Source organism: Mycobacterium sp. ACS1612 (genome assembly GCF_001667505.1).
GTDB lineage: Bacteria > Actinomycetota > Actinomycetes > Mycobacteriales > Mycobacteriaceae > Mycobacterium.
This window is the reverse complement of the sequence record NZ_LZHZ01000048.1, coordinates 133,836-159,282: the sequence shown is the minus strand read 5'-3', so window position 1 is coordinate 159,282 and position 25,447 is coordinate 133,836. Positions and strand designations below refer to the sequence as shown.

26 protein-coding genes are annotated in these 25,447 nt (G+C 66.5%); 11 read left to right on the top strand and 15 right to left on the bottom strand.

What is annotated here, in order from left to right:
* Positions 1-36: 36 nt before the first annotated feature.
* Positions 37-534 carry a phosphatase PAP2 family protein gene (locus A5724_RS19405; RefSeq protein ID WP_067805530.1) on the bottom strand — a complete coding sequence of 166 codons (498 nt, stop codon included), beginning with the start codon at positions 532-534 and terminating at the stop codon, positions 37-39.
* A 47-nt stretch (positions 535-581) separates the two neighbouring features.
* The gene (locus tag A5724_RS19400) at positions 582-1,097 is read right to left on the bottom strand and encodes a mycothiol transferase (RefSeq protein WP_067805527.1); all 516 of its coding nucleotides are present in this window, start codon (positions 1,095-1,097) and stop codon (positions 582-584) included.
* A gap of 65 nt (positions 1,098-1,162) precedes the next feature.
* On the opposite strand from A5724_RS19400, the gene A5724_RS19395 reads away from it, so the two are divergent.
* Positions 1,163-1,468 carry a helix-turn-helix transcriptional regulator gene (locus A5724_RS19395; protein WP_067805524.1) on the top strand — a complete coding sequence of 102 codons (306 nt, stop codon included), beginning with the start codon at positions 1,163-1,165 and terminating at the stop codon, positions 1,466-1,468.
* Positions 1,465-1,965: an SRPBCC family protein gene (locus A5724_RS19390; protein WP_067805521.1), complete on the top strand. Its 501-nt coding sequence runs from the start codon at positions 1,465-1,467 to the stop codon at positions 1,963-1,965. Before A5724_RS19395 ends, A5724_RS19390 begins: the two co-directional genes overlap by 4 nt.
* On the opposite strand, the gene A5724_RS19385 is transcribed toward A5724_RS19390, so the two are convergent.
* Positions 1,962-2,351, bottom strand: a complete 390-nt coding sequence (locus A5724_RS19385) for a VOC family protein (protein ID WP_067805518.1) — start codon at positions 2,349-2,351, stop codon at positions 1,962-1,964. The genes A5724_RS19390 and A5724_RS19385 overlap by 4 nt on opposite strands.
* Before the next feature lie 25 nt (positions 2,352-2,376).
* Positions 2,377-3,210: an enoyl-CoA hydratase/isomerase family protein gene (locus A5724_RS19380; RefSeq protein WP_067805515.1), complete on the bottom strand. Its 834-nt coding sequence runs from the start codon at positions 3,208-3,210 to the stop codon at positions 2,377-2,379.
* Between the two features lie 59 nt (positions 3,211-3,269).
* Here A5724_RS19380 and A5724_RS19375 point away from each other — a divergent pair, with 59 nt between their 5' ends.
* The gene (locus tag A5724_RS19375; protein ID WP_067805512.1) at positions 3,270-5,033 is read left to right on the top strand and encodes an amidohydrolase family protein; all 1,764 of its coding nucleotides are present in this window, start codon (positions 3,270-3,272) and stop codon (positions 5,031-5,033) included.
* Entirely contained in the window at positions 5,030-5,404 is a 375-nt protein-coding gene (locus A5724_RS19370; RefSeq protein ID WP_067805509.1) for a hypothetical protein, read from the top strand. Before A5724_RS19375 ends, A5724_RS19370 begins: the two co-directional genes overlap by 4 nt.
* A gap of 76 nt (positions 5,405-5,480) precedes the next feature.
* On the opposite strand, the gene A5724_RS19365 is transcribed toward A5724_RS19370, so the two are convergent.
* Positions 5,481-6,083, bottom strand: a complete 603-nt coding sequence (locus A5724_RS19365) for a hypothetical protein (RefSeq protein ID WP_067805508.1) — start codon at positions 6,081-6,083, stop codon at positions 5,481-5,483.
* Positions 6,084-6,543: 460 nt separating this feature from the next.
* Between A5724_RS19365 and A5724_RS19360 the strand changes: the two genes are divergently transcribed.
* A complete protein-coding gene (locus A5724_RS19360) occupies positions 6,544-7,341 on the top strand; it encodes a class I SAM-dependent methyltransferase (protein ID WP_067805503.1) in 798 nt (265 codons plus the stop codon).
* Positions 7,342-7,445: 104 nt separating this feature from the next.
* Here the strand turns inward: A5724_RS19360 and groL are convergent, their stop codons facing one another.
* The 3 genes from groL to A5724_RS19345 all read right to left on the bottom strand — a co-directional run bounded on the left by groL (position 7,446) and on the right by A5724_RS19345 (position 10,978).
* Positions 7,446-9,071: a chaperonin GroEL gene (gene groL / locus A5724_RS19355; protein ID WP_067805501.1), complete on the bottom strand. Its 1,626-nt coding sequence runs from the start codon at positions 9,069-9,071 to the stop codon at positions 7,446-7,448.
* A 177-nt stretch (positions 9,072-9,248) separates the two neighbouring features.
* A complete protein-coding gene (locus A5724_RS19350; protein WP_067805498.1) occupies positions 9,249-10,352 on the bottom strand; it encodes a PE-PPE domain-containing protein in 1,104 nt (367 codons plus the stop codon).
* A 65-nt stretch (positions 10,353-10,417) separates the two neighbouring features.
* On the bottom strand, positions 10,418-10,978 hold the full coding sequence (locus tag A5724_RS19345; protein WP_067805495.1) for a TetR/AcrR family transcriptional regulator: 561 nt from the start codon (positions 10,976-10,978) through the stop codon (positions 10,418-10,420).
* 94 nt (positions 10,979-11,072) lie between these two features.
* Between A5724_RS19345 and A5724_RS19340 the strand changes: the two genes are divergently transcribed.
* Together A5724_RS19340 and A5724_RS19335 are read left to right on the top strand one after the other, a co-directional pair.
* A complete protein-coding gene (locus A5724_RS19340; protein ID WP_067805492.1) occupies positions 11,073-11,984 on the top strand; it encodes an SDR family NAD(P)-dependent oxidoreductase in 912 nt (303 codons plus the stop codon).
* A 50-nt stretch (positions 11,985-12,034) separates the two neighbouring features.
* Entirely contained in the window at positions 12,035-13,030 is a 996-nt protein-coding gene (locus A5724_RS19335; RefSeq protein ID WP_067805491.1) for a VWA domain-containing protein, read from the top strand.
* Between the two features lie 7 nt (positions 13,031-13,037).
* On the opposite strand, the gene A5724_RS19330 is transcribed toward A5724_RS19335, so the two are convergent.
* Complete coding sequence (locus A5724_RS19330) at positions 13,038-14,045, bottom strand: VWA domain-containing protein (protein ID WP_067805488.1); 1,008 nt, start codon at positions 14,043-14,045, stop codon at positions 13,038-13,040.
* Positions 14,042-14,914: a cytochrome c oxidase assembly protein gene (locus A5724_RS19325; RefSeq protein ID WP_067805485.1), complete on the bottom strand. Its 873-nt coding sequence runs from the start codon at positions 14,912-14,914 to the stop codon at positions 14,042-14,044. The genes A5724_RS19330 and A5724_RS19325 overlap by 4 nt, the downstream gene beginning before the upstream one ends.
* An 85-nt stretch (positions 14,915-14,999) precedes the next feature.
* Here A5724_RS19325 and A5724_RS19320 point away from each other — a divergent pair, with 85 nt between their 5' ends.
* Complete coding sequence (locus A5724_RS19320; RefSeq protein WP_067805670.1) at positions 15,000-15,497, top strand: cupin domain-containing protein; 498 nt, start codon at positions 15,000-15,002, stop codon at positions 15,495-15,497.
* Between the two features lie 80 nt (positions 15,498-15,577).
* A complete protein-coding gene (locus tag A5724_RS19315; protein ID WP_067805482.1) occupies positions 15,578-17,260 on the top strand; it encodes a DEAD/DEAH box helicase in 1,683 nt (560 codons plus the stop codon).
* On the opposite strand, the gene A5724_RS19310 is transcribed toward A5724_RS19315, so the two are convergent.
* From A5724_RS19310 to A5724_RS19300, 3 genes are read right to left on the bottom strand one after another with little or no spacing between them, the layout of a single operon-like run.
* On the bottom strand, positions 17,257-18,318 hold the full coding sequence (locus A5724_RS19310) for a hypothetical protein (protein ID WP_067805478.1): 1,062 nt from the start codon (positions 18,316-18,318) through the stop codon (positions 17,257-17,259). The two genes, A5724_RS19315 and A5724_RS19310, sit on opposite strands and share 4 nt — an antisense overlap.
* A 31-nt stretch (positions 18,319-18,349) precedes the next feature.
* The gene (locus A5724_RS19305) at positions 18,350-20,233 is read right to left on the bottom strand and encodes a dynamin-like GTPase family protein (protein ID WP_067805475.1); all 1,884 of its coding nucleotides are present in this window, start codon (positions 20,231-20,233) and stop codon (positions 18,350-18,352) included.
* A gap of 27 nt (positions 20,234-20,260) precedes the next feature.
* Positions 20,261-21,247: an IniB N-terminal domain-containing protein gene (locus A5724_RS19300; protein ID WP_156752363.1), complete on the bottom strand. Its 987-nt coding sequence runs from the start codon at positions 21,245-21,247 to the stop codon at positions 20,261-20,263.
* A gap of 186 nt (positions 21,248-21,433) precedes the next feature.
* On the opposite strand from A5724_RS19300, the gene A5724_RS19295 reads away from it, so the two are divergent.
* The gene (locus A5724_RS19295) at positions 21,434-23,290 is read left to right on the top strand and encodes an Hsp70 family protein (RefSeq protein WP_067805469.1); all 1,857 of its coding nucleotides are present in this window, start codon (positions 21,434-21,436) and stop codon (positions 23,288-23,290) included.
* Here the strand turns inward: A5724_RS19295 and A5724_RS19290 are convergent.
* The gene (locus A5724_RS19290; RefSeq protein ID WP_067805466.1) at positions 23,287-23,757 is read right to left on the bottom strand and encodes an SRPBCC family protein; all 471 of its coding nucleotides are present in this window, start codon (positions 23,755-23,757) and stop codon (positions 23,287-23,289) included. The genes A5724_RS19295 and A5724_RS19290 overlap by 4 nt on opposite strands.
* Before the next feature lie 38 nt (positions 23,758-23,795).
* On the opposite strand from A5724_RS19290, the gene A5724_RS19285 reads away from it, so the two are divergent.
* The gene (locus A5724_RS19285; protein ID WP_067805463.1) at positions 23,796-24,506 is read left to right on the top strand and encodes a peptidase E; all 711 of its coding nucleotides are present in this window, start codon (positions 23,796-23,798) and stop codon (positions 24,504-24,506) included.
* Here the strand turns inward: A5724_RS19285 and A5724_RS19280 are convergent.
* Entirely contained in the window at positions 24,501-25,316 is an 816-nt protein-coding gene (locus tag A5724_RS19280) for an HAD-IIA family hydrolase (protein WP_067805460.1), read from the bottom strand. The genes A5724_RS19285 and A5724_RS19280 overlap by 6 nt on opposite strands.
* Positions 25,317-25,447: the final 131 nt, after the last annotated feature.

Here is a 25,447-nt window from a genome sequence, read left to right as displayed (position 1 = left end):
CGGCTGTGACCCAGATCGCAGCGGGGTTGACAGGTGTCAAGTTGGCTGGGCGCGACGTCCCAGGATCAGGGCGGCGGTGCACACGATCGCGGTGCCGAGCAACGCACCGCCGACGGTGTCAGTGAAGTAGTGAAACGTCGCGCCCACCCCCACGACGGCGAGCACTGAATACGTGACAGCCAGCAGCACCGCCCACCACGTGACGGCGGCCACCAGCACGACCACGCCCATCACCGCGACAACCGTCGCCGCGTGCCCGCTCGGGTACGCGTAGGCCGGGCCGCGTTCGCGGCCGAACAGGGGCTTGAGTAGACGGGCCAGCGCCATCGCCAGGAGCGGACACGCCACCGTCGCCGCGGCCAGCCGCCACCGATGGCGGTAGTTCGTGACCGCCAGGGTGGCGAGCACGATCAGCACCAGTAGCCGCTGGTCGGCCAGGTAACGCAAATGGCGTACCGGGCCACTGCCCACGTCGTGAAACCAATCGTCCAACTGCGTAGAGCCGCTGCCCACCGCGAGGCCGAGGAACACCATGGCCACCAGGGCTACTGGTGGCCATGCGCGAACTGCGGTGTGCAGGCTCAGGCGATCCCCCGCACGTACGCCGCCTGGCCGAGGTGCTGTGCTGAGTCGTCGACGATGCTGACCAGGCGGACGCTCGCGGTGACGGGCGGATTCCAGTTGGTGTCGACGACGCGGTTCAACTCTTCCGCGGTCACTGAGGCGATGTATGCGAGCGTCATCTTGTGCACCGCGTGGTAGTAGCCGGCCAGCAGGTCGGCCGACGCGCGCACCTTGCCCACTTCCTCGGGGGTGTGACCGTATCCGTGCGCATCCCGCGGGAGGTCGAGACCGAACCGGTCCACCCAGCCGTCGCGCGTCCACACCTGCTCGATGCCGGCGATATCGCTGAGTTGAGCGTCGTGCTGGCGGGCGCTGTGCCAGAGGAGCCAGGCGATGCTGTTCGCAGTGCCGGTCGGGCGGAAGAACGCGACCTCGTCGGTAAGACCGTCGGTGAGGTCCTCGACGTGCTCGATGAGTCGGGTGAACGCGTCGCGCAGCAGTTCTCGGACCGCGGCCAGATCGGAATCAACCATGCCTCGACGCTACTTGACAGCTCGTATTCCTTGACAGTTATATGAATTAGTGGTGATATTACGCCGTGGATGCTTTCGCGGTGATCGCCGACCCGACCCGCCGCCGCATCCTGGACACGCTGCGCGACGGCGCCGCCGATGTCAGCACTCTCGTTGCGCGGCTTGACATTTCGCAGCCGCTGGCCTCGAAGCACCTCGGGGTGCTGCGTGATGCTGGAGCCGTCGACGTGACGGTCGAGGGCAAGCGCCGCATCTACCGCCTGGCCGAGGACCCGCTGCCGGCGGTGCTGGCCTGGGTGACGCCCTACCACCGCAAATGGTCCGCCGGCTTCGACCGGCTTTCCCAACTCGTCGAACAGGAGCAGAAATGACTCAGCCGTTGGAGGGAACCCTGGAAAACCGCGATGGCGCTTGGGTGTTGACGCTGGTTCGAGATTTCAGTCAGCCGGTCGAGAAGCTCTGGCCGTGGCTCACCGATCCCGACCGGCTGCGCCAGTGGTCACCGGTGGTGCCGGATATGCCCATGGACACCGTTGGACCGCGGGAGGTCCGCGAGAACCCGGACGACGAGCCCGTCGCGGGCGACGTGGTCAGCGTCGATCCGCCACACGAGTTGGTGCACCGGTGGGGCGAGGACTTGGTGCGGTGGCGGCTGTCACCGACCGCGACGGGCTGCCGGTTGACGCTCGAACAGACCATGAGCAGTCGAGACCCCGCTGCGATGAACGCTGCGGGCTGGCACCTCTGCCTGGATGTGCTGGATGACGTGGCAGCCGGCGTCGACCGACCGCGTGTGGTCGGTGAAGACGCCGCCGCCCACGGGTGGGAAGCGTTGCGCGACAAGTACTCCGCCGCGCTGGGAAGCTAGGTTTGCGGCGGCGCGCCGTGGAACACCGCCTCGACGTTGTTGCCGTCGGGATCGCGTACGAACGCGCCGAAATAGCCCGGGTGATACTCCGGCCAGAGCCGCGGTGCGTGTAGCGATTCGGCTCCCAGTTCGAGCGCCGCGTCATAGAAAGCCTTGACCGCATCGGTGTCTGCGGCCTGGAAGGCGACATGATTCTCCCGATTGGGCCCGGACGCGTCGCCCGCACTCATATCGGCGATCCAGAAGTCTGGCTTGCCGTCCTTGCCGTATCCGATGGCGACCTGGAAATCCAGCTGCCGGGTGTAACCCAGCACGCCAAGCACCTTGTCGTAGAACGTCTTCGACTTCTCCCAGTCCGCACAGTTGATTCCAAGGTGGTCGATCATCGGCCCATCCTGACATGGATGACCGTCAGCCGGGATCCCCTTCTTCCTGACGGCCGAGGTGGTAGCCAAGACGCATCTCGTAATCACCGGCCTGGTTCCGTCCCGCAGCCAGCGCGGCCGGGAGTCGTCGCTGCGAACCGGGCCAGCCGAAGGATTCGAAGTAGATGTCGGAGGAGGACTTGATGTCGTCGGCCGACGGCAGCGTGTACCGGTTGATCTGTTGTTTGACGGCCGCGATGGACTCCTTGTCGAAGGACGCGATCCGCCCTGCCAACGTGTCCACCAATCCGTCGAGTTCACCGTCCTCGACGGTGCGGTTGACCCATCCGTAGCGCTCGGCCAGCTCACCGGAGTAGTCGTCGCTGGACAGCGCCACCTCCAGGGCCCGTGCCCGGCCGAGCAGGAGGGGCAGATGCTCGAGGCCACCGCCGCCGGGCAGATTCCCGTTCGCGGTTTCCGGCTGGCCGAACAACGCGAGCCGGCTGGCGAAGCGCATGTCCATCGCCTGGGTGAACTCGTTGCCCACGCCGCGCAGCCTGCCCCGGATCTTGGCGATCGACACCACCGGCATCCGGGACAGGCGCACGTTGATGTCGATGACCAACGGATACCCCGTCACGCCAAGGTCTTTGGGCGTCTCGGCCACCCGTGACGTGTCGTAGTGGTTCAAGAAGTAGTCCGGATTCGCGGACTCGAAGACGACCGCCCGCAATTCGGGCGCCGCCTCCATCCGGTCGATCAGCGCAGGCAAATCGACGAGCATCTCGGGAGTGACCAGATTGATCGGCGGGTTGTCGAACACGACCCGCCACAGTCGATCGCTTTCTTCGACTACCGAGAAATGTGTCCAGTGGCTCACAGCTTATCCTTCCCTCCGCATCCTGGCACGGGGCGCTGTGTGAGTCGTACATTCAGCTCATGGCGTACGACTTCGGAGCCGCGCCGGCGGCGATATACGACCTCTGCATCCGCAACGGCACCATCGTCGACGGCCTCGGCGGGCAACCGTACGTCGGTGATGTGGCGATCTCGGATGGCGTGATAGCGGCGGTCGGCACCGTCGAAGGCGCCGGGACGCGCGAGATCGACGCGACCGGACTGCTGGTCACCCCCGGCTTCGTCGATCTGCACACCCACTACGACGGGCAGGCCATCTGGTCGGACCGCATGACACCGTCGTCGGCGCACGGGGTGACGACGGCGGTGATGGGCAACTGCGGCGTCGGGTTCGCGCCGTGTCGCCGCGAGGACCACGAGGTGCTGGTGGACGTGATGGCCGGCGTCGAAGACATCCCGGGTGTGGTGATGGTCGACGGGCTGCCGTGGGACTGGGAGACGTTCCCGGAGTATCTCGACGCGCTGGATTCGCGCGCCCGCGATATCGACGTCGCGGCGTATCTGCCGCATTCCCCGCTGCGGGTGTATGTGATGGGTCAGCGCGGCGCCGCCCGCGAACCGGCGACCGACGACGACCTCAAACAGATGCGGCTGCTGGCCAAGGAAGCCGTCGAGGTCGGTGCGCTTGGCTTCGCGTCGTCGCGGTTCTCGTTCCACAAGACCGCCAGCGGTGAGCTGATTCCGACCTACAACGCCGCGCAGGCCGAGATCGACGCGATCGCATCGGGCGTGGCCGAGGGTGGTGGCGGGCTGATCCAGTTCGTGCCCGATATCGCGGCCGGTGGTTATGCCAATGTGTTGCAACAGGTTTTCGAGGCCGCGCAGGACAACGGGTTGCCGGTGACGTTCACGCTGGCCACCGGAAACTCGGGAGACCCGATCTGGCCCGACGCGATCACCCTCGTCGAGAAGTACAACTCGGTCGGCGACCCCGAGACCGCGATCACCGCGCAAATGTTCCCGCGCCCAATCGGTTTGGTCATCGGGCTGGAGCTGACCGGCAATCCGTTCGTGTTCTATCCGAGCTACCAGGAGATCGCGGATCTGCCACTGGCGGAGCGCGTCGCCGAGATGCGCAAGCCCGAGGTGCGGGCGCGCATCCTCGCCGACGAGCCCGCGGACGGCGGACATCCGCTGCTGTACCTGGCGCAGGCGTGGAATTGGATCTTCCCGCTGACCGACGACCCGAATTACGAGCCGGATGCGTCGACGTCCATCGCAGCGCGCGCGCAGGTTCGCGGCGTCAGCCCGATGGAGGAGGCGTACGACCGGCTGCTCGACGATGACGGCCACGCGATGCTGTTGGTGGCGATGGCCAATTTCGAGAACAACTCGCTGGACACCGTCGGGGAGTTGATCCGTCGCGATGACGTCGTGCTCGGCCTCGGCGACGGCGGTGCGCACTACGGAATGATCTGCGACGCAAGCTATCCCACGTTTGTACTCGCGCACTGGGCGCGCGACAGAGCGAAGGGCAGGCTGGACGTCGCCGACGCAGTCCGGATGATGACGTCGGTTCCGGCTCGAGTCGCGGGACTGGCCGATCGCGGTCGAATTGCGTTGGGCTACAAGGCGGATCTCAACGTGATCGACCATGCGGCGCTGCGGTTGCACAAGCCGGTGATCACCCACGACCTGCCCGCAGGCGGGCGACGGCTGGACCAGACCGCCGACGGTTATGTCGCGACAGTCGTTTCCGGTCAGGTGATCGCGGAGAACGGCGTGCCGACCGAGGCCCGGCCCGGCCGACTGGTGCGGGGTCGTCAGGCTGCGCCGGCGCGATGAGCGTCAAGGTCGACGTCGATCAGCTGGCTGATGCGCTGGCCGACTACACGTTCGCGTATTTGATCACGGTCGGCGACGATTTCCGCGCACACACCGTCGCAGTGCAACCGCGGCTGGTGGACGGCGTCCTCGACGTCGGCTCTATCGGCAACAGCACACGCAAGAACGTCGGAAGGCACGACGGCGTGACGCTCGTCTGGCCACCAAGTGAGCCGGGCGGCTACACGCTGATTGTCGACGGCCAGGGCCAGCCGGCCGAGGACGCACTGCACGTCGTACCGACCCGCGCGGTGTTGCATCGGCCCGCCACCCCGGACACTCCCGCGACGAACCCTGGCTGCCTACACGATTGCGTGCCACTCGACGGGTGAGCACAGGTCCCCTCGGTGGTCGAACGGGTGCCAACCACCAAGGGGCCCTGCCTCATCAGTGACTTATCGGGCAGTTCTAGTGCCCTTTACCGTGGTGCGAGTGGTCTGGCCCACGACCGTTGCCGTTGTTGGGATGGTTTGAGCCCTGGCCGTGGTTGCCTTGGTCCGATCCCTGACCGTTGCCGCCCTGGTTCGAGCCCTGGCCGTGGTTGCCGTGATCCGATCCCTGACCGTTGCCCGGTTGGGTGGGTTCCGACGGAGGTACCACCGGACCAGGCGCGTGGGGGCCCGTCACAACCGGGCCCGTCGTCGGCGGCACCGGCACGTCAGAACCCGCCGGAATCACCGGACCAGGCGCGTGAGGACCCGTCACAACCGGGCCCGTCGTCGGCGGCACCGGCACGTCAGAACCCGCCGGAATCACCGGACCAGGCGCCTGCGGACCCGTCAAAACCGGCCCCGTCGTCGGCGACCCCACCGGAATCACTGGCCCCGGCGCCTGCGGCCCCGTCACAACCGGCCCCGTCGTCGGCGGCACCGGCACGTCAGAACCCGCCGGAATCACCGGACCGGGCGCCTGCAGTCCGACCGTCTGCGGCCCAGTCACCTGTGGCACGTACGACCCCGGCGGAATCGCAGGCCCGGGTGCCTGCAGTCCGACCGTCTGCGGCCCGGTCACCTGTGGCACCTGCGGCGCAGACGGAATCTCCGGCCCGGGTGCTTGTGGCCCAGTCACTTGTGGGCCGGTCACCTGCGGCACGTCGCTGCCCGGCTCATCAGCGTGAGCGATGGCAGAGAAGCCAAGAGCGGCGGCAACCGAAGCTGCACCAGTGAATCCCCATAAAACAGCGTGTTTCATATGTCTCCAGATTCCTTCATTTAAACTGTGGATGTGCGTAGGGCTGACTGCACACTCCCTGTCTGCCGACCGCGCACACTGTCTTGGCCGACATGTTGTGTTAACTACTGCCACAACGGATTTCGGCCGCTCTGAGTAAAAGGTCACAAAAGGCGGTCAACAGGTTTAGAAACGAAAAAGGCTTGCGCGCAAACAGATTCGTCACGAGGGTGGTGCCGCCGCAGCAAATGACTTACTAAATCCACTTGGTTCAATTGTCTAGATGCCGCATGCTGGGGTCATGATCGACGCGCAGTACTCGACGGGCGTATCGCGGCAGGGCATCGAGCAAGCGCTCATCACCGCTGGGTTGCGCCTCGACGAGCTCAAGCCTGCTGACCTCGCGCCGCTCGAGGACTTCCACACCATGGGCCGCATCGCCACCCATCAACTGGTAGATCTCCTGGAACTGAACAGCGACCATCATGTGCTCGATGCCGGCAGCGGCGTCGGTGGCACGGCACGCTTCGTCGCCGACACACGCGATGCCCGGGTCACCGCAGTCGATTTGACTGACGAATACTGCGAAATAGCCCGTTGGCTCAATCATCTCGTCGGGTTGGACGATCGTATTTCCGTGCGGCAGGCCGACGTGACGGCGTTGCCCTTCACCGATGCCTCGTTCGACGCCATCTTCAGCCAGCACGTGCAGATGAACATCGCCGACAAGCCCCGACTCTATGCCGAGGCGCGACGGGTCCTGCGTGAAGATGGCCGACTTGCTTTGTGGGACATCACCTCTGGTGACCGCGATGAACTCGACTTCCCGCTGCCCTGGGCGGATCATCCCGCACAAAGCCACCTCGCCCCACCCGACCAGTTGCGCATCTTCATCGAATCTGCGGGCTTCGCGGTCGACCACTGGACAGACCTCACCGAACAGGCTGCCGATTTGATGCAGGCGATCGTGGCGGCACCGCACCATCCGCTCGGCCTGCACGCATTCGTTGCGAACTTCGAAACCAAGGCAGCCAACCTGACAGCCGCCCTCGCCGACGGCCGGCTGCGCGCGATCCAGGGCGTGGCCCGCCGAGTGTGAGGTTGTGCCACGCGAATTACGAAAATGCGTGCGGGTAACCCACGTTCGCCGCAAACGAAAAGGCCCGGGGTGCCGAAGCACACCCGGGCCTTCTCGTGAAGGACTTAGAAGTCCATGCCGCCCATGCCACCGGTCGGGTCGGCCGCACCAGCCGGAGCCTTCTCCGGCTTGTCGGCGACGACCGCCTCGGTGGTCAGGAACAGCGCCGCGATGGACGCCGCGTTCTGCAGCGCCGAACGCGTCACCTTGACCGGGTCAGCGACGCCCGCCTTGAGCAGGTCCTCGTACTCACCGGTGGCGGCGTTCAGGCCGGTGCCGGCAGGCGAGTTCTGCACCTTCTCGGCGACAACGCCGGGCTCGAGCCCACCGTTGAAGGCGATCTGCTTCAGCGGAGCCGACAGCGCGACGCGAACGATGTTCGCACCGGTGGCCTCGTCGCCGGTGAGCTTGAGCTCGTCCAGCGCAGGGGCGGCCTGCAGCAGCGCCACACCACCACCGCTGACGATGCCCTCCTCGACGGCGGCCTTGGCGTTGCGCACCGCGTCCTCGATGCGGTGCTTGCGCTCCTTGAGCTCCACCTCGGTGGCGGCGCCGGCCTTGATCACCGCGACACCGCCGGCCAGCTTGGCCAGGCGCTCCTGCAGCTTCTCGCGGTCGTAGTCGGAATCGCTGTTCTCGATCTCGGCGCGGATCTGCGCAACGCGGCCTGCGATGGCCTCGCTGTCACCGGCACCCTCGACGATGGTCGTCTCGTCCTTGGTGACGACGACCTTGCGGGCGCGGCCCAGCAGCGAGACGTCGGCGTTCTCGAGCGAGAGGCCGACCTCTTCGCTGATGACCTGACCACCGGTGAGGATGGCCATGTCCTGCAGCATCGCCTTACGGCGGTCACCGAAGCCCGGAGCCTTGACGGCGACGGACTTGAAGGTGCCGCGGATCTTGTTGACGACGAGCGTGGACAGGGCCTCGCCCTCGACGTCCTCGGCGATGATCAGCAGCGGCTTGCCCGACTGGATGACCTTCTCCAGCAGCGGAAGCAGATCCTTGACCGTCGACACCTTCGAGCTGACCAGCAGGATGTACGGATCCTCGAGGACCGCTTCCTGACGCTCGGCGTCGGTGACGAAGTAGCCCGAGATGTAGCCCTTGTCGAAGCGCATGCCCTCGGTCAGCTCCAGCTGCAGGCCGAAGGTGTTGCTCTCCTCGACGGTGATGACGCCCTCGTTGCCGACCTTGTCCATGGCCTCGGCGATCAGCTCGCCGATCTGGGTGTCAGCGGCGGAGATGGCGGCGGTCGCAGCGATCTGCTCCTTGGTCTCGACCTCCTTGGCCGACTTCAGCAGCGTCTCGGTGACCTTCTCGACGGCCTTCTCGATGCCGCGCTTGAGCGCCATCGGGTTGGCACCGGCCGCGACGTTGCGCAGACCCTCACGCACGAGCGCTTGGGCCAGCACGGTGGCGGTGGTGGTGCCGTCGCCTGCGACGTCGTCGGTCTTCTTGGCGACTTCCTTGACCAGCTCAGCGCCGATCTTCTCGTACGGGTCCTCCAGCTCGATCTCCTTGGCGATGGACACACCATCGTTGGTGATCGTGGGGGCGCCCCACTTCTTCTCCAGGACGACGTTGCGACCCTTGGGTCCCAACGTCACCTTTACGGCGTCGGCGAGGCTGTTCAGGCCCCGCTCGAGGCCCCGACGGGCCTCTTCGTCATACGCAATTGTCTTGGCCATTGCGAAGTGTTTCCTCCGGATTGGGGATGCACGTCTTGTTGGTCGGGCGCAGTGCCCGCGACGGACGGCTGGGGATGTGCCCCGCATGCGCGGCCCCGGCCTCACCGTCCCGACCTAGCACTCACCGGTCGCGAGTGCCAACTGCATTCTTAGCACTCGACCAGGGCGAGTGCAAGGTCACTCTGGCTGTTCGGAGGACCCACTCGTCGATTCAGCGCTCACCGGATCCCTGCGCCGTTCGGCACGCCGGTCCGTGCTCCTCGTCGTCGGCTGGTGCAGGCGGCGATCTTCCCGGTCGCGCACACGCTTTCGCCGCTTCGGAGCGTCGGCCGCCTTCTTCGAGACAGACGCTGCCGCGCCGTCGCGGGCCTGCTGCTGGGCCTGCACATTGCGATGGATTCCGCCGTTGGCGAGATATGGCCGGGTGTCCCCCGGTTTGTCGTGGCGACGATATCCGGCGTCGACGATCGGACGAAGGATTCGATCGGCCTGGTCGACGATCTTGTCCGGGACACCGATGAGGCGGAATACCTGGGTCAGCGGCAGCTTCGGGGTCGGGACGAAGTGCGTCACCACCGTCCCGCCCGCGCTGTTCGTCGTGGTCGTCGTGTTCGCCTTTGGCACGTTCGCCGGATCGGCGGCCGCGATCGGCGGCCCGTGCACGAAGGCCATGCCCATCACCGCATTGGCGAGGGAGATCAGGTTCCACGGCCGATCGGGCGGATCGGCCCAGAAGTCGTATTCACCGATCACGATCGTCGTGTGATACGGCGACTCAGGAACCCGGCTGACCCGGTAGTTCAACAGCGGGATGAAGGTGCCGACCTTGAACCACTTGGCGACGCCCGCCTCGGGCGGAGCGATCAACACGAACCTGATGTCGTCCTTCGACGGCGGCTCGGCGCTGTTCGCGAGCGTTCTCGCGAGTCTGGACGCGACCATGCTGCCCATCGATTCGCCGATCACGACCACGGGGCCGTCGATCTCGTCGACGACGCGTGCTGCCCGCGCGACCCCGTTACGCAGTGCGCGGTCCGAGGCCAGCGCATTCTGCGAGTAGTCGACCAATTGCGGGTGGTCGTCGTCGTGGAAGTTGATGCCGATGATCGGATACGTCTGCGCGATCAAGGGGTACAGCGGGTTGATCTCCTTGAAGACGGTCGCACCCGGGATCAGCACCGCTTCCTCGGCGTGGCCGACGGCGCCCGATGCGGTGACACCACCCAGCGCGAGAAACGCAACGGCGACCGCGGAGAGTATCCGCTTCATCCAACTGGCCATGTCGACCCTCCAGTGACGCCAGCGTCAATATGAAGGGCAACCCCGCCGGTTCCCCTTGCGCGGCGTTACGCCCGCAAGCCGTCCAGGACCACTTCGGTCAGCCGCTCGGCCACCTCGGCGTTGTAGCTTTGGATCGCCTGCGCGCCCACCATCAGCGCCTTCACATCGCGTGCGTCGAGATCACCCCGCACGGTGCCCGCCTTCTGCCCGGCCCGCAGCAAATCTCCGAGCAGTTCGAGAAAGGCTTCTTCCGCATCGGGCACCGCAGATTTCACGTCGACGCCGAGTCCGGCGAGCGCCTCGGCGAGGCCGCGGTCGGTCGCCCCCCACTGCAGCACCATCGACCGAAGGAAGGCGTACAGCGCCTCGCCGGGGTCCGAGGACACCAGCAGCTCACGCCCGTCGGCAACGATGCGTACGATACGGTCCTCGATCACCGCCCGGTACAGGTCCTCCTTGGTCGGAAAGTGCCGGTAGACGGTGCCCGCGCCGACGCCGGCACGACGCGCGATCTCGTCGATCGGCACGCCGAGCCCCTCGGCGGCGAAGGTGTCGTAGGCGACCTGGAGCACGCGCGCGCGGTTGCGTGCCGCGTCGGCGCGCATCGGGCGGGCGGTTTCAGTCATGTCACCTCGGGAATAGATAAGCGGGGCGTGCGTTCCGTATATTCGACATCAAACGGAGCCAGCGCCCCGTTTGCCTACATTTTAGGAGATCGCCATGAGCAAGTGGACCACTAACGACATTCCCGACCAGACGGGCCGCGTCGCCGTCGTCACCGGCGCCAACACCGGGCTAGGGTACGAGACCGCGACCGCGCTCGCCGCCAAGGGTGCGCACGTGGTGATCGCCGTCCGCAATCTCGAGAAGGGCAAGGCCGCCGCCGACCTGATCGCGCGGGCCAACCCCGGAGCCAGCGTCGCCATCCAGGAACTCGACCTGTCCTCTCTCGACTCAGTGCGCTCGGCCGCTGACCAACTGCGCGCGGACCACTCGTCGATCGATCTGCTGATCAACAATGCCGGGGTGATGATGCCGCCGAAGTCGACCACCAAGGACGGCTTCGAATTGCAGTTCGGCACCAACCATCTGGGCCACTTCGCGCTGACCAATCTGCTGCTCGATCGCCTGATCAGCACGCCTGGCTCGCGCGTGGTGACCGTCAGCAGCGTCGGGCACCGCTTCGCCGGGACCGGTATCGACTTCGACGATCTGCAATCCGACCGCGAGTACAGCCGGACGCGCGCCTACGGTCAGTCCAAGCTGGCCAATCTGATGTTCACCTACGAACTGCAGCGGCGCCTGCAGGGCACCAACACCATTGCCGTCGCGGCGCATCCGGGCGGCTCGAGAACGGAACTGGTCCGCAACCTGCCGCCGCTCGTTGCGGCGGCCACCAGGCTCCTCGAGCCGGTGATGCAGGGCGCCGACATGGGTGCGCTGCCGACGCTGCGTGCAGCGACCGACCCCGGGGTGATCGGGGGTCAGTACTTCGGACCGGACGGTTTCTTGGAGCAGCGCGGTTACCCGAAGGTCGTGGCGTCCAGCAGGGTGTCGCACGACACCGATGCGCAGCGCAGGCTGTGGACGGTGTCGGAAGAACTCACCTCGGTGGTGGCGCCGGTCGGCTGAGCTGGACTGAGACACAGCCGATTCCCAGCCCGGCGCGCCACAGTGAGGCGGTGAGCGTTCCGGGATTGGGTCCGTTGCCGCTGTCGGGTTTCGACGACCCGGCGTGGCTACTGCTTCTGCTCGCTCCCGCGGCGCTCCTGGGACTGTATGTCGCCACCCAGGCGCGCCGCAGGCGGCGCCTGCGCCGGTTCGCCACGGCGGGCGCCACCGCGCCGTCGTCGCCGTGGCGACACCTGCCGATGGCTGTGTTGCTGCTCGCGCTCGTCCCGCTGAGTGTCGCACTGGCACAGCCCACCCACGATGTCCGCGTGCCACGCGATCGCGCCGTCATCATGCTCGTCATCGACGTGTCGCGGTCGATGATGGCCACGGATGTGGCGCCGACGCGGTTGGTGGCCGCCGAGCACGCCGCACAACAGTTCGCCAAGCAGGTCACACCGGGGGTGAATCTGGGCCTGATCGCGTTCGCCGGAACCCCCAACGTGCTGGTGGCGCCAAGCCCCGATCATCAGCTCACCATCGACGCCCTCGACAAGCTGCAGCCCGCCGACAGCACCGCCACCGGTGAAGCGATTTTCTCTGCGCTGCAGTCGATCACGACGGTCAACGCGGTGCTCAAGGGGCCCGACGACAAACCGGCGCCTGCCACCATCGTGCTGCTGTCCGACGGCAAGGAGAACAAGCCCGACAATCCCAACAACCCCGAAGGCGCCTACACCGCGGCGCGCGCCGCCAGCCAGCAGGGCGTCCCGATCTCCACGATCGCGTTCGGCACGCAGACCGGGCATGTGGAGCTCGAGAACGACACTGTGGACGTGCCGGTCGATGACGACATGATGAAGATGATCGCCCACCTCTCGGGCGGCCAGAACTCTTCTGCCGCAACGATCGACCAGCTCAACTCCAGGTTCCGCGCCGCCGAGGACCAACTCGGCTACCAGATCGAGCGCGGACCGGCCACCGCCGGATGGCTGCGACTGGCGGTCGTCCTGCTCAGCATCGGCACGGTCCTCGGCCTCGTGCTCAACCGCAGGCTGCCGACCTGACCGGACTTCAGTCGGGCAGGCGCCTGTTGAGCAGCGCGGCCGCAGCCAACGCCGCGATCAACAGCAACGCGCCCAGTCGAATCCACCCGGCACTCGCATCGCCTGCGACCACCTGATAGCCGATGATCTGCTGCAGCGACGAGTAGACGCTGTTCAGCTTGTCCAGGCTGTCGGCGTGAAACGTCTCACCGCCTGAGATCTCGCTGATCTTCTGCAGCGTCGAGTCGTCGACCGGCACCGGAATGTCCTGGTCATCGAGTTTGACTGTGCCATCGGGTGTTCCGAAGGAGATGGTCGAGATGCCGACGCCCTGTTCCTTGGCGGCGTGCGCGGCCGTGAACGCCCCGCGGGGCGCGTCGGGCTCACTCGGCACGGTCTCCTTGCCGTCGGACTCCAGCACGATGCGTGCCGGAGGCGGACCGTCGCCGCCGCCGAGCACCGCCGAGGTGGCCGCGATCGCCTGCAGCGCAGTGAAAATGCCCTCCCCCGTCGCGGTGCGTTCGGCGGCCTTGAGCGTGTCGATGGCGGCCTTGACCGCAGCGCGGTCCGTCGTCGGCGCCATCAAAAGCGTTGCGGTACCCGCATACTCGACAAGCCCGAGATTGATGCCTGGTGTCAGCTCATCGGCGAACCGCTTGCCCGCCTCTTTGGCTGCGGTCAACCGGTCGGGTGCGACGTCGGTGGCGACCATCGACTCGGAGACGTCGATGACGAGCATCACCACCGCGCGGTTGCGCGGGACGCGGATGTCGTGCGTCGGCCCCGCCATCGCGGTGGTCAGCAGGGCCAGCGAAGCCACCAGCAGCGCGGCGGGCAGATGCCGCCACCGACGCTGCCGCCGCGGCGCCACCGACTGCAGCAACTCGAGGTTGGCGAACCGCAGCACACGCCGGCGCCGCACCCTTTGTGCCACAAGGTATCCCACGACCAGAGCGGCGATCACGACGAAGAACAACAGGAACCACTCGTTGGCAAATCCTGACACCGCCAGCGTGCCAAGCAGCGGCACGGTCATGCCCGCCCCAGCCGGTCGCGCAGTTGGGGATCGTTCTGCCACCACAGGCCCGACGGCTCGTCGGCGATCTCGAGTTGCGCGTCGACTTCCGCATCGACGATGGCCGCCCGCTTCTCCTCGTCCGCCGAGAAGAATCGCATCAACACGATGATGAACACGACTCCGAGCGCGTCACCGACGAGCCAGAGAATGCCCGCGCCGATCGACTGATCGACGTGGGTGCTCGGCCCCCACTGCCGCTGCGCGTAATAGTTTGCGGCGACCACCGGGCCCAACCACAGCACGATCCCGAGCAGGCCGTCGCCGATCGACTCCACGATGCTGATCACCAGCGAGATCAGCTGAGAGTACCTGCGCGGCACCGGATCGGTCTGCAACCGCGTGTAGTAATAGCCAAAACCGACCAGCACCAACAACACTCGGGTGGCCGCGGCGAGCACCTGGTTGTGCAGCGTGGCCGGATACCACCGGGTCAGATACAGCAGCCACGGCGTGGCCAGCATCGCCACCGACGTGGTCGCGGGATGAAAGACCACACGTGCCGCGGGCGTCGCGACCGCTCGGTCCAACCGCCACACCGTGACCGGCCTGCCCATCGCCACGAAGAACGGCACGACGAACAGCAACAGCAATACCTGCAGCGCCCGCACCCAGAACAGCGTGCGGTCGTAGACGCCGATGAAGCTCATCGTGGCCACTGCGATCAGCACCAGGCCGACGGCGAAACACCACGCACTCCTGGCAGGCACCGCGGTGCGACGCCGCGCCCACCCGTAACCGACACCTGCCGCGGCGATCAGCACCACCGCACCGCTGTCCCATTGCCAACTGGTCAGGGCCGAGGACCACGTCAACGGCGCCGGTTCCATAGCACGCCACTATGCGTGTGCGACCTGTATGACTGCTGTGTCGGTGGTGCGCAGTTGCCGAAAGCGCTCGCTAGTGTGGACGGCGATGTCTCTGATCGTGCCGCCGTACCCGCCAGCGCGCTACACCAAAGACCGACCTGAAGTCAGTGCGTGGCTGCGTAGAGCGGATGAACCGCCCGACTACGAGTCCTTCGGGCTGGTGAAGTACCACTATCTGGCCAACCAGCAGGCGACCGACGGAGACTATGGGCTGTACCGGGTGGACATCGCGCCCAACGGCGGCGGACCGGGCCCGCACTTCCACCGCGCGATGTCCGAGGCGTTCTTCGTGCTGTCGGGGACGGTCCGGCTGTACGACGGCCGCGACTGGACCGACGGGCGTACCAACGATTTCCTCTATGTTCCGCCCGGCGGTATCCATGGCTTCCGCAACGAGGCCGACGAGCCGACGTCGCTGCTGATGCTGTTTGCTCCCGGCGCGCCGCGTGAGCACTACTTCGAAGGGATCGCCCAGCTCGGCGAGATGTCCGACGAAGAGCGCCGGGAGTGGTTCATCGCCAACGACAACTTCTTCGTCGAGTGACACGCCGACGACACGCTACCGAACGTGCGCGGCCGTAAACCCCTGCGCTAGGCTGCTGTCCGATCAGTGAGGAGTCTTGGGTGCGGGCATACGCTGCGCCCGACACCCAGGCTTTGCGGGGCTGGCAGCGTCGGGCATTGGTGCGCTATCTGGGCGCCAGGCCGCGCGATTTCCTCGCCGTCGCCACGCCTGGCGCGGGCAAGACGACGTTTGCCTTGCGGATCGCCGGCGAGCTGCTGGCCGACGGCACCGTCGAGCGGGTCACCGTCGTCGTACCCACCGAACATCTCAAGACGCAGTGGGCCCAGGCCGCCGCGAGGGTCGGCATCGCGCTCGACCCGAAGTTCTCCAACTCGTCGGCCCAGACGTCGTCGGAGTATCACGGTGTCGTCGTCACCTACGCACAGGTGGCCAGCCACCCGACCCGGCACCGGGTCCGCACTGAGAACTACCGCACGCTCGTGATCTTCGACGAGATCCACCACGGCGGGGATGCGAAGAGTTGGGGCGACGCCATCCGCGAGGCCTACGCCGACGCGACCCGCCGCCTTGCGCTGACCGGGACGCCGTTCCGCAGCGACGACAGCCCCATCCCGTTCGTCACCTATGAACCCGACGGCGACGGCCTGATGCGCTCGCGCGCCGACCACACCTACGGCTACGCCGAGGCGCTTGCCGACGGGGTGGTCCGGCCGGTCGTGTTCCTGGCGTACTCGGGTGAGGCGCGGTGGCGCGACAGCGCGGGCGAGGAGCACGCCGCGCGCCTCGGCGAACCGCTGACCGCCGAGCAGACCGCGCGGGCATGGCGGACGGCGCTGAATCCGGCCGGCGAATGGATCCCCGCGGTGCTGCAGGCCGCCAACACCCGGCTGACGCAGCTCCGTGAGGGCGGCATGCCCGACGCGGGCGCGATGGTGATCGCCTCGGATCAGACGGCTGCCCGCGCGTACGCGGCGGCGCTGACGAAGCTGACGAGCCAGACGCCGACCGTGGTGCTATCCGACGATCCCGGGTCGTCCGCGCGCATCGCGGAGTATTCGGCCGGAACCAGCCCGTGGCTGGTGGCCGTGCGAATGGTGTCCGAGGGTGTCGACGTGCCCCGGCTGGCCGTCGGGGTATATGCCACCAGCGCGTCGACGCCGCTGTTCTTCGCCCAGGCGATCGGCCGGTTCGTCCGGTCGCGGCGGCCCGGCGAGACAGCCAGCATCTTCCTGCCGTCGGTACCCAACCTGCTGCTGCTGGCCAGTGAGATGGAGGCCCAGCGCAACCACGTGCTGGGCAAGCCGCACCGCGAGTCCGAAGGCGACGAAGAGTACGTCGAGCGGCGCAAGTCCGAGCCGAGCGAACTGGACAACGGTTTCGAATCGTTGGGCGCCGACGCCGAACTGGATCAGGTGATCTTCGATGGCTCGTCGTTCGGCACCGCCACCCCGGCGGGCAGTGAGGAGGAGGCCGACTATCTCGGCATCCCCGGGCTACTCGATGCCGACCAGATGCGGGATCTGTTGCGGCGCAGGCAAGATGAGCAACTGTCGAAGCGCACCGCAACGGGCGAGGTGCCGCGTCCGTCGACGCACGGGCAGCTGCGTGAGTTGCGGCGCGAACTCAACACGCTGGTGTCCATCGCGCATCACCGCACCGGCAAGCCGCACGGCTGGATCCACAACGAGCTGCGCCGACTGTGCGGCGGCCCACCGATCGCGGCCGCGACGACCGATCAGCTCAAGGCGCGCATCGAGGCGGTGCGCACACTGCAGGCCTAGAAGAAGCTGTCGTCGGTGCTTACTTCGCCGCCTGCGCCTCCGCCGACCTCTCCCGTAGCGCCAGGGCCATAGTCCGGTGCTGCCGGACCGTCCTCTCCTACCGGATTCAGCGAGTAATTGGGGTCGGCACCGGGACCGTACGCGCTGACCCCGGATCCCGCCGCCTCTTCTGCGGCCGAACCGCCGTAATCCGATGTGCCCCAATATCCATCGGCACCGGCGTACTGCGCCTGTTCCCCGGCTGTCTGGTCAGGCTCCTCTTCTTGCGCCGGACCGATGTCGACGACGATCGGATTCGGGTTCTCGATCTGCGCCGGACCGATGTCGACCTGGTAGTCGTCTTGCATCGAGTTCTCGCCGAGGCTGTAGGTTTCCGGCCCGGTCACCTCGCCGAGCGTCCCGGCATCATTGAAGACGTCTGCGGAAGTACCGTCGCCGTACTCGCCACCCGCGCCGTAGCCTTCCGCCTGCTCACCCGCCGTCGGCGCTATCCCGTCGGCGAATGGATCGGGATGAATGATGCCCGACGATGGCGAATCCATGCTCGGCTGCGGTTGCTCCGTGGGACCGTTGGTGTCCCAGTTCTCCTTGTCGTCCAAGATGATTCCGGCAGCCGACTTGAGGTCGGGCCCGGCGACACCGTGTTCGCTGGCGTAGGAGCCGAGGTCGAAGTTGGGGTCCGTGAAATCGCCTGCCGCCCCGCTATCGGGATGGGAGGCGACGGTCTCGATGATGGACCCATCGGGGTTCACCGTGCTGGTGCTGCCGTCGGCGAACGTCGTGGTCCTGGTGCCGTCCGCGAAGACGGCGCTGCTGCTGCCATCGGCGAATTCGGTGGCACGCGAACCGTCGTCGTACATCGTGTCGGTGTGTCCGTCGGGGAAGGTCTGCCTCACCGAGTTCGCGTCCGGCATGGTCGGACTGACCACCGACTGCGCCATGTCGTTCAGCGTCTCCTTTGCCTCGTGCACGGTTTCCCGCACGCTGTCCGGGGCCAAATCGGCCATGGCCTTGCCCGCCGCGCCGAACGGATCGTTGATGAAATCACCTATGGACATTCGCGCTCTCCTCTCACGATGGTTATGTCAGTCATCCGACGGCCACCACCGCGGGTGCTGCTTGGGGTGATGCCGGGCTCTTGGCCGCGGCACCGGGCGACAACTTCGATATGTGCTCGGAAACGGCGCGGAGAATCTTGAGTTGTCGCTCGAGTTCCTTTACCCGCGTGTTGCTTTCGACCTCTTTCAACCGGGCCGAGGCGATGGTCGCCTGCAGCGATTCGTTCAACGACCGGTTGGCCTGGTTGGCGATCTCGCGGTAGTGGTCACGTAGCTGACGCTGGACCACCTTCAGTCGGTCGCGCGACTCCTTGTTCACCACGAACGAGACGTCATCGATGAATCTGCGCATGTTCACCTTCGCCTCGCCGCGGGCCCGGTTCAGCCGGTTCTCCTGGTCCTCCTTGTAGGCCTTCCGGCCGAGCAGCAAGCCGGCCCCGACCGCAAGCGGGTTCATCATCGGCAGCCCTGCGAGCGATGTCAGCATGCCGAACATCATCATTCCGCCGTACGAGCCTCGGACGCCGGTGATCACCTTGTGTCCCTTGCCAATGGGCTTGGCTTCGAGCTTGCCGACCGCCTTCACACCCCCGAAGCTCGCGCCGATGTCGCCGGCGTTGATCAAGGGCGCGTCCACCGACTCGATGCCCGCCTCGGCGAACGTCACGCCGACTTCGTCGGCCAGTGCCTGTGCGCGCTGGTATGCCCAGACGAAGTTGTCACCGACCGCGGTGGCGACCGCGTCTTCCAGTTCTGTCGCGAGTTGAACCCAGCAGACGGTCGGATCGCAACCGTCGATGACTTTCTCCGTGTGCTGGGTGATGGCGCGGAAGCGGCTTCTCAGATCATGGTCGACATCGCCGGTGAGGTCGGCGATTCCGTCGTTGAGCACCTGCTGCCACAACGCGGTCTGCGTCAAGGCGTCCTGCGCTTCTCGCTTACGCCGTTCGAGATCTTCGGTCAACTTCTGGCGCGCCTCCGGATCGTTGATCGCCTCGAGCTCCGGGCTCAACGACAACGTGAGATGCTCTGCGGTCGCGGATATTTCGGCAAGAACCTGGTCGCGAATACGGTCATTCTGCCGGGACAGCACGGAATCGGCGAGGAACCGAACGATGGCAGGGAAGTTCGACTCCTCGTTCAACTCGTTGTCGTTGGTCGCGCAGGCGTGTGACCGCAGGATCGACGAAACCGGAATCAGCGGGGTGGCGATGCGGGCCCGCTGCAGATGTGTGGTGTTGGCGTAGACGATGTCGCGCCAGTGTGGATAGATGTCGGTCTTCGTCGCGATGATGGCTGCGACAGGACACATCTCGAAGGCCTGGCGCATGAACGTCATCTCGGGCTCGGTGAACTCCTGGCTCAGGTCGCTGACCATCAGCACGGCGTCGGCGTCGGGCAGCAGACCCAGGGTTGCCGCCAGATGCGGCTGCCCGTATCCGCCGACCCCGGGAGTGTCGACGAGAGCCAACCCGCTCTTCAACATCGGGCTCGGCGCACCCACCTCGACCCGGATCACCTCTCGGCCACCCGCCTGGGGCGCGCGGCGGAGATCGCTGCCGAGCTCGTTGGTCGGAATTTCGATGATCTCCGGTTCGGCTCCGTCCGGTTGCGCCACAACCAAACGTGCCCAGGGCTTTTCGGAATAGCCGACCACGGTCGCAACCGCCGTGGACTCGTCATCACCGACCTTGCAAACATTGAGATTCAGCAAGGAGTTGACCAGCTGGCTCTTACCCTGTTTGAGCTGTCCGGCGACGATCACCCGGATTCGCGGATCGCTGATCCGGGCCCGCGCCCTGGCGAGGCGTTCGGAGAGATCGCCGCGATCGTTGAGGTCGGCGATCTTCGTGGTGTGGTCGATGAGCTCAACGATCAGCTTGACGTTGCGCGGATCGCTCGCCTGCTGGGTCATCGGCGTGTTGTCAGGTCCACCGGCCGATCAGATGAGGCCGACATCCGCTTCGACTGTGGTCGACACGTTGGGATTGTGCTGGCTGTTGTCGTCGTGGCTATCGACGTTGTGTCCGGTGGAGTAGTCGTTTTCGCTGTTGTCGACCGAGTTGTTGTCGTGGTGGCTGGTGTCCAGATCGCCACCGATGGAACCGATGTCGCCGCCGATCGACGTGTTGTTCTCGTCGCCGTAAACGGTGTGGCTGTTGTCGAGACCGAGGCTGCCGCCGCCGGTGTCCACCCCGTTGAGGACGGGTCCGTCGTTGCCGGTGATCATGTCGCCGCCGGCCTTCATCGATGTGGCGTCGGTGTCATTGCCGTCGCCGAACGTGATGGGCGAGCCGTCGCCCGCGTCGATGTTGCCGTTGACGACCGTGTTGCCGTCACCGAGTACCGCACCGTCGCCGCTGACGATGCTGCCAGAGTTGTCGCCGCTCATCGCCACGGCGCCGTCGCCTGACGCGACGTTCTTGTCGCCGAGGGTGACGTCGCCGACGTCCACACCGAGGTTGAAGCCGCTGCCGCTCTGCTGCACGCCGTCCATGGTCGGGCTCATGTAATCGCCCATGCTGTTGTGGCTGTCGATGTTGGTTTCGTGGTTCGACAAGTCGTTGGCCTGAGGCGCGTACGTGGTGTGCGTGACGTCACCCTGGCTGGATCCGGACAGCCCCGACGGGCCGGAGGTATGCGTGATCGGCGCGGCGACGTTGCCCTGCTGCGTGTGCTCGACGGTCTGCGGGGCGGGCGCGGGCATGCCGTGATGGCTGGCGACCGCTTGTTGGAGGCCGCTCATGCCCTGACCGGTGGGCATGGCAGCACCTGCCGGTGCGGCCATCGCGGCGACGGCCTGGATCTGCTCGGGTGTGACATTGCCGAGGCCGATCGAGGCCAACGCTGCCTGAGGGTTGTCGACAAAGGATTCCGCTTTGCCCGGGTCCTTGAACAGATCCATGATGTAGTCGACGAGATTGGCCATGATGACGCCTTTCATCGGATAGCGAAATTGCGCGCCGGCGCTACCCGGCCCCCTTCTGCGCACGCTATGACCGCGAACGGCACCGAAGAAATAAGGTATTTACCTTCAATTCTGGCTACGCCATCCCCTTTGAGCTGCCGCGGGTGCACACTTGGCGCCGCCAGCGGGTGCGGCAAGGGGGGTTCGATGAGCAATTCGTTGGGATTGTCGGTCGGCATGACGAATCTGGCGGCGGTGCCATCGGCCGGGCCACCCGTGCTGCGGCGCTCGATTCTCACCCTTTTTCACGGCCGCCCACCGGAAGTCGGGGCGCCCGACCAGAGGGCTTCCGGCGAACATGGCATGGTGCTCGCGGGCTTCGTGGAGCGGGTGGGCGACCCGATTCCGTTGGTGGCCGCCGACGGTTCGACGCATCGCCCCGGCCGCCTGCTGGTCGAGGCGCTCAACAGCCTGGCCCATCTCACCGGCAACGGCCGCCCTCCTGAGAACGTCGCGATTTCCGTTCCCGCACATTGGGATTCGCGGGTGACGTCAGCGTTTTACGCCGATGTGTCCACGAACGGCCGGCTCTGCGAGGCCGGCGCCTCGGCACAGCTGATCTCCGACGCGACTGCCGCGCTGTCGGCGGTCCACGACAATCCAGGGTTGCCGTCGCGAGGCGTCGTCGCGCTGCTCGATCTGGGCGGCACCGGAACGAACATCACGCTTTCCGACGCCGCATCGGGCTGGGCGCCGATCGTCGCTACCGTCCGTGACACCGATTTCGCCGGGCAGCAGATCGACCAGGCCGTGCTCGCGCGAGTGCTCGCCGGCGTCACAGAGGCGGCGAACATCGATCCTGACAGCACCGGCGCGGTGCTGTCGCTGAGCCGGCTACGCGATCAGTGCCGCAACGCGAAGGAGACGTTGTCGGCGCAGACCGTCGCCACGCTGACCGCAGAACTGCCGGGCTTCCGATCCAACGTCAGGCTGACCCGCACCGAACTCGAAGATGTGCTTGCAGAGCCGCTCCGCGGCCTGCTCACGGCACTGGAAGATACGTTGGACCGCAACAGGATTCCGGTGGCCGAGATGGTTGCCATCGCAACCGTGGGCGGCGGCGCCAATATCCCACTGGTCACCCAGCGCCTATCGCAGCACTTCCGGATCCCGGTGGTGACATGTCCGCGCCCGGAACTCGCCGCGGCGGCGGGTGCGGCGCTGATCACCGCTCGCGGACCGGCCGCTCCTGCGACCACGTTGACACCGGCCGCGGCACTGGCGGCCGCGAGTGCGGCCACAGACGACAAGAACCCTGCGAGCCAAACCTTCCGAGCGCTGGCCTGGTCGGAGGACGTCAGGCCGGACGACGGCGCGCCGTATGCGGGTCAAGCCGACGACGGCGCTGGTGACGACCCACGACCTCAACTCAAGTACCTCCGCGACGAGGACAGCGCCGCAGAGGAAACCCCGCTCGCGTGGTACCGGCGGCCGACGTTGCTGTTCGGGGCGGCCGCCGCGGCGGTGTTGCTTGCCGGCGGGGGCCTGACGTACACGTTGACGAGCAGCAGCGGCCAGACCAGCCCTGCGCCCGCACCCGCGCCCGCGACATCTGTAGTGCCCGTTGCGGTCCCGCCCCAGGCGCCGCCCGCAGCACCCGCCCCCGGCGTGGTGCAGGGGCCCGCGCCGGTGATCGTCCGCCAAGCACCAGCACCGCCGCGGCGGGTGCAGCAGCGACCCGCGGCTCCCCAGGCACCGAAGCCTGCGGTGCAGCCACCACCACCGGAGGCGACGAGCACAGCCGCGCCCACCGCCACGTCGACCGCGACCACCACGAGCGCGACGCCGACCACTACCGAACCGACGTCCTCGCAACCGCCCACCTCGTCGGCGCCGGTGAGCACGGAGCAGACGCCGGTGAGCACGCCGGCCGAGGTGGCGACGCCGGAACCGACCGAGCAGCCATCCACGGCCGTCGAAGCCCCGACCAACACTCAGGCGCCTGTCGACACCCCGCAGATCACCATCCCGCAGTTCACCCTGCCGCCGCTGCCCGGCGTCTAGCCGCGGGCCAGGTCCGAAAGGTGCTTCAACGAGTTGTCCAGATGCGACATCTCGAACGGCGGAAAGCCGATGTGCTCGCGGGTGGCGGCTGGCACCGTGGACCAGTCGTAGGTCAGCGTGACCTTCGTTTGGTCGGGACCGACCGGCTCGAGGTCGTAGCGCCAGATCCATCCGCCGAACTCGAGGTCGGCGTCGTCGTCACCTTGGCCGGGCAGCCAGGCGATCGCGCGTGGCGGCTCGTACACCTCGACCCGATTCGCCATCTCGTAGTGCATGCCCCCGTAATTCTGGTGGTACATCGCCATCCGGAAGACCTGCCCGACCTCGGTCAGCGGCTTACCATCCAGCGATTCGCGCACCCATCCGGTGCCGTCGATCGCCTGATGCATGGTCGGGTCGGCCAGCACGTCGAACACCGTCTCTACCGGTGCCTCAATTGTCACGGTTGCTTTCATGTTCTCGGTCATGTGGATACAGACCCTCGCCGACGTGATAAGTAATCGGCATGCCAGCTGATGCTCCCACCATCCTCGCGACGAGCGGAGGATTCCGGAAGCGACGCAACCGCTATGAGCTCAGCGAGTTGACCGAATTCGCGGTCGAGTTGGCCGGGGTGACGGGCCGGTCGCCGCGCGTGTGCTTCGTGGCCACCGCGCTCGGCGACAACCCACTGGCAGTGCATCGGTTAATCGCCGCCGCGCAGAGGCGCGGTCTGGTCGCGTCACATCTGGCCTTGTTCCCGATGCCGAACGTCGACGACATCACCGCTCATCTGCTCGACCATGACGTGGTGTGGGTGTTCGGAGGCAGCGCGGCGGGCCTGCTGGCGATGTGGCGGCTACACGGCGTCGATGCCGCGATGCGCACGGCATGGCAGAAAGGTGTTGTGTTGACGGGCATTTCAGCAGGCTCGATCTGCTGGCACGTCGGCGGCACCACCGACTCGTTCGGCCCGCAGCTTCGGCCGATCACAAACGGTCTGGCCCTGGTGCCGTTCTCCAACGGCGTGCACTACGACTCCGAACCGCAGCGCCGCCCGTTGTTTCAACGTCTGATCAGCGACGGCACGCTGCCCGCCGGATACGCCACCGACGACGGCGCCGGGGTGCTCTACCGCGGCACGGAATTCGTCGAGGCAGTCAGCGAACGGGCCAGCGCTGCAGCGTATTTCGTCGACAAGGACGGTGAAGTGCGTCTACCAACCCGTCTGTTATAGCCCCAGCAGTTCGGGTAGATCGGCAACCGAGTCGATCACGTGATTCGGTTGCATCGCGAATTCGTCTGCGGCCCAACGATCCAACGTGTCCTGGCGGAACTTGCCGGTGCGCACCAGCACACCGGTCATGCCCACCACCTGCGCGGCCAGCACGTCGTTGTTGAGGTCGTCGCCGACCATGTACATCTCGTCGGGGTCGACACCCAGGCGGCTGGCCGCCGCGAGGAACCCTTCTGGCGCCGGCTTGCCGACCGCGGTGGCCTTGCGACCCGACGTCTCCTCCATCCCGATCAGGTACATGCCGGTGTCGATACGCAACCCCTCGGTGGTGGTCCACGCGGTGCTGCGATGCATGGCCACCACCGGCACGCCCTGCGCCATCCAGTCGTAGACCCACGACAGGGTCAGGTGGCTGTATTCCGGTCCCGCGCCGCCGAGGAGCACCACATCGGGGGTGTCGGGCGCGCGGGGGCCGCTGAACTCGCTTGAGTACACGATGTCGATCCCGGGCATGTCCTCGGCGATCTGCCCGCTGTTGACCAGGAAGCAGCGGGCGTCCGGATAGCGGTTACGGACGTACTCCGCGGTCAGCACGGCCGCGGTGATCACCTCGTCGGCGCGCACGGCCATCCCGGCGTCGGTGAGCAGTTCGGCGATCTGCACCCTGGTCCGCGTCGTGGTGTTGGTCAGATATGAGCACGCGACCTGTTGCTCGGCCAGTGTCCGCAAAGTGTCCGAGGCGCCGTCGATCGGCTTCCACGACGTCACCAGGACGCCGTCGATATCGAACAGCACGCCACCAATCGCCATGGGCCCCGACAGTAAACGGCAAACGAATCAGCGCAAATCGTGGTCGGCCCCCCACGGCGCCGAAACATGAGTATCCGACTACGCTATCGGCCCGCCGCCTACCCCATGAAACTGGTCTCACCAGGCCTTAT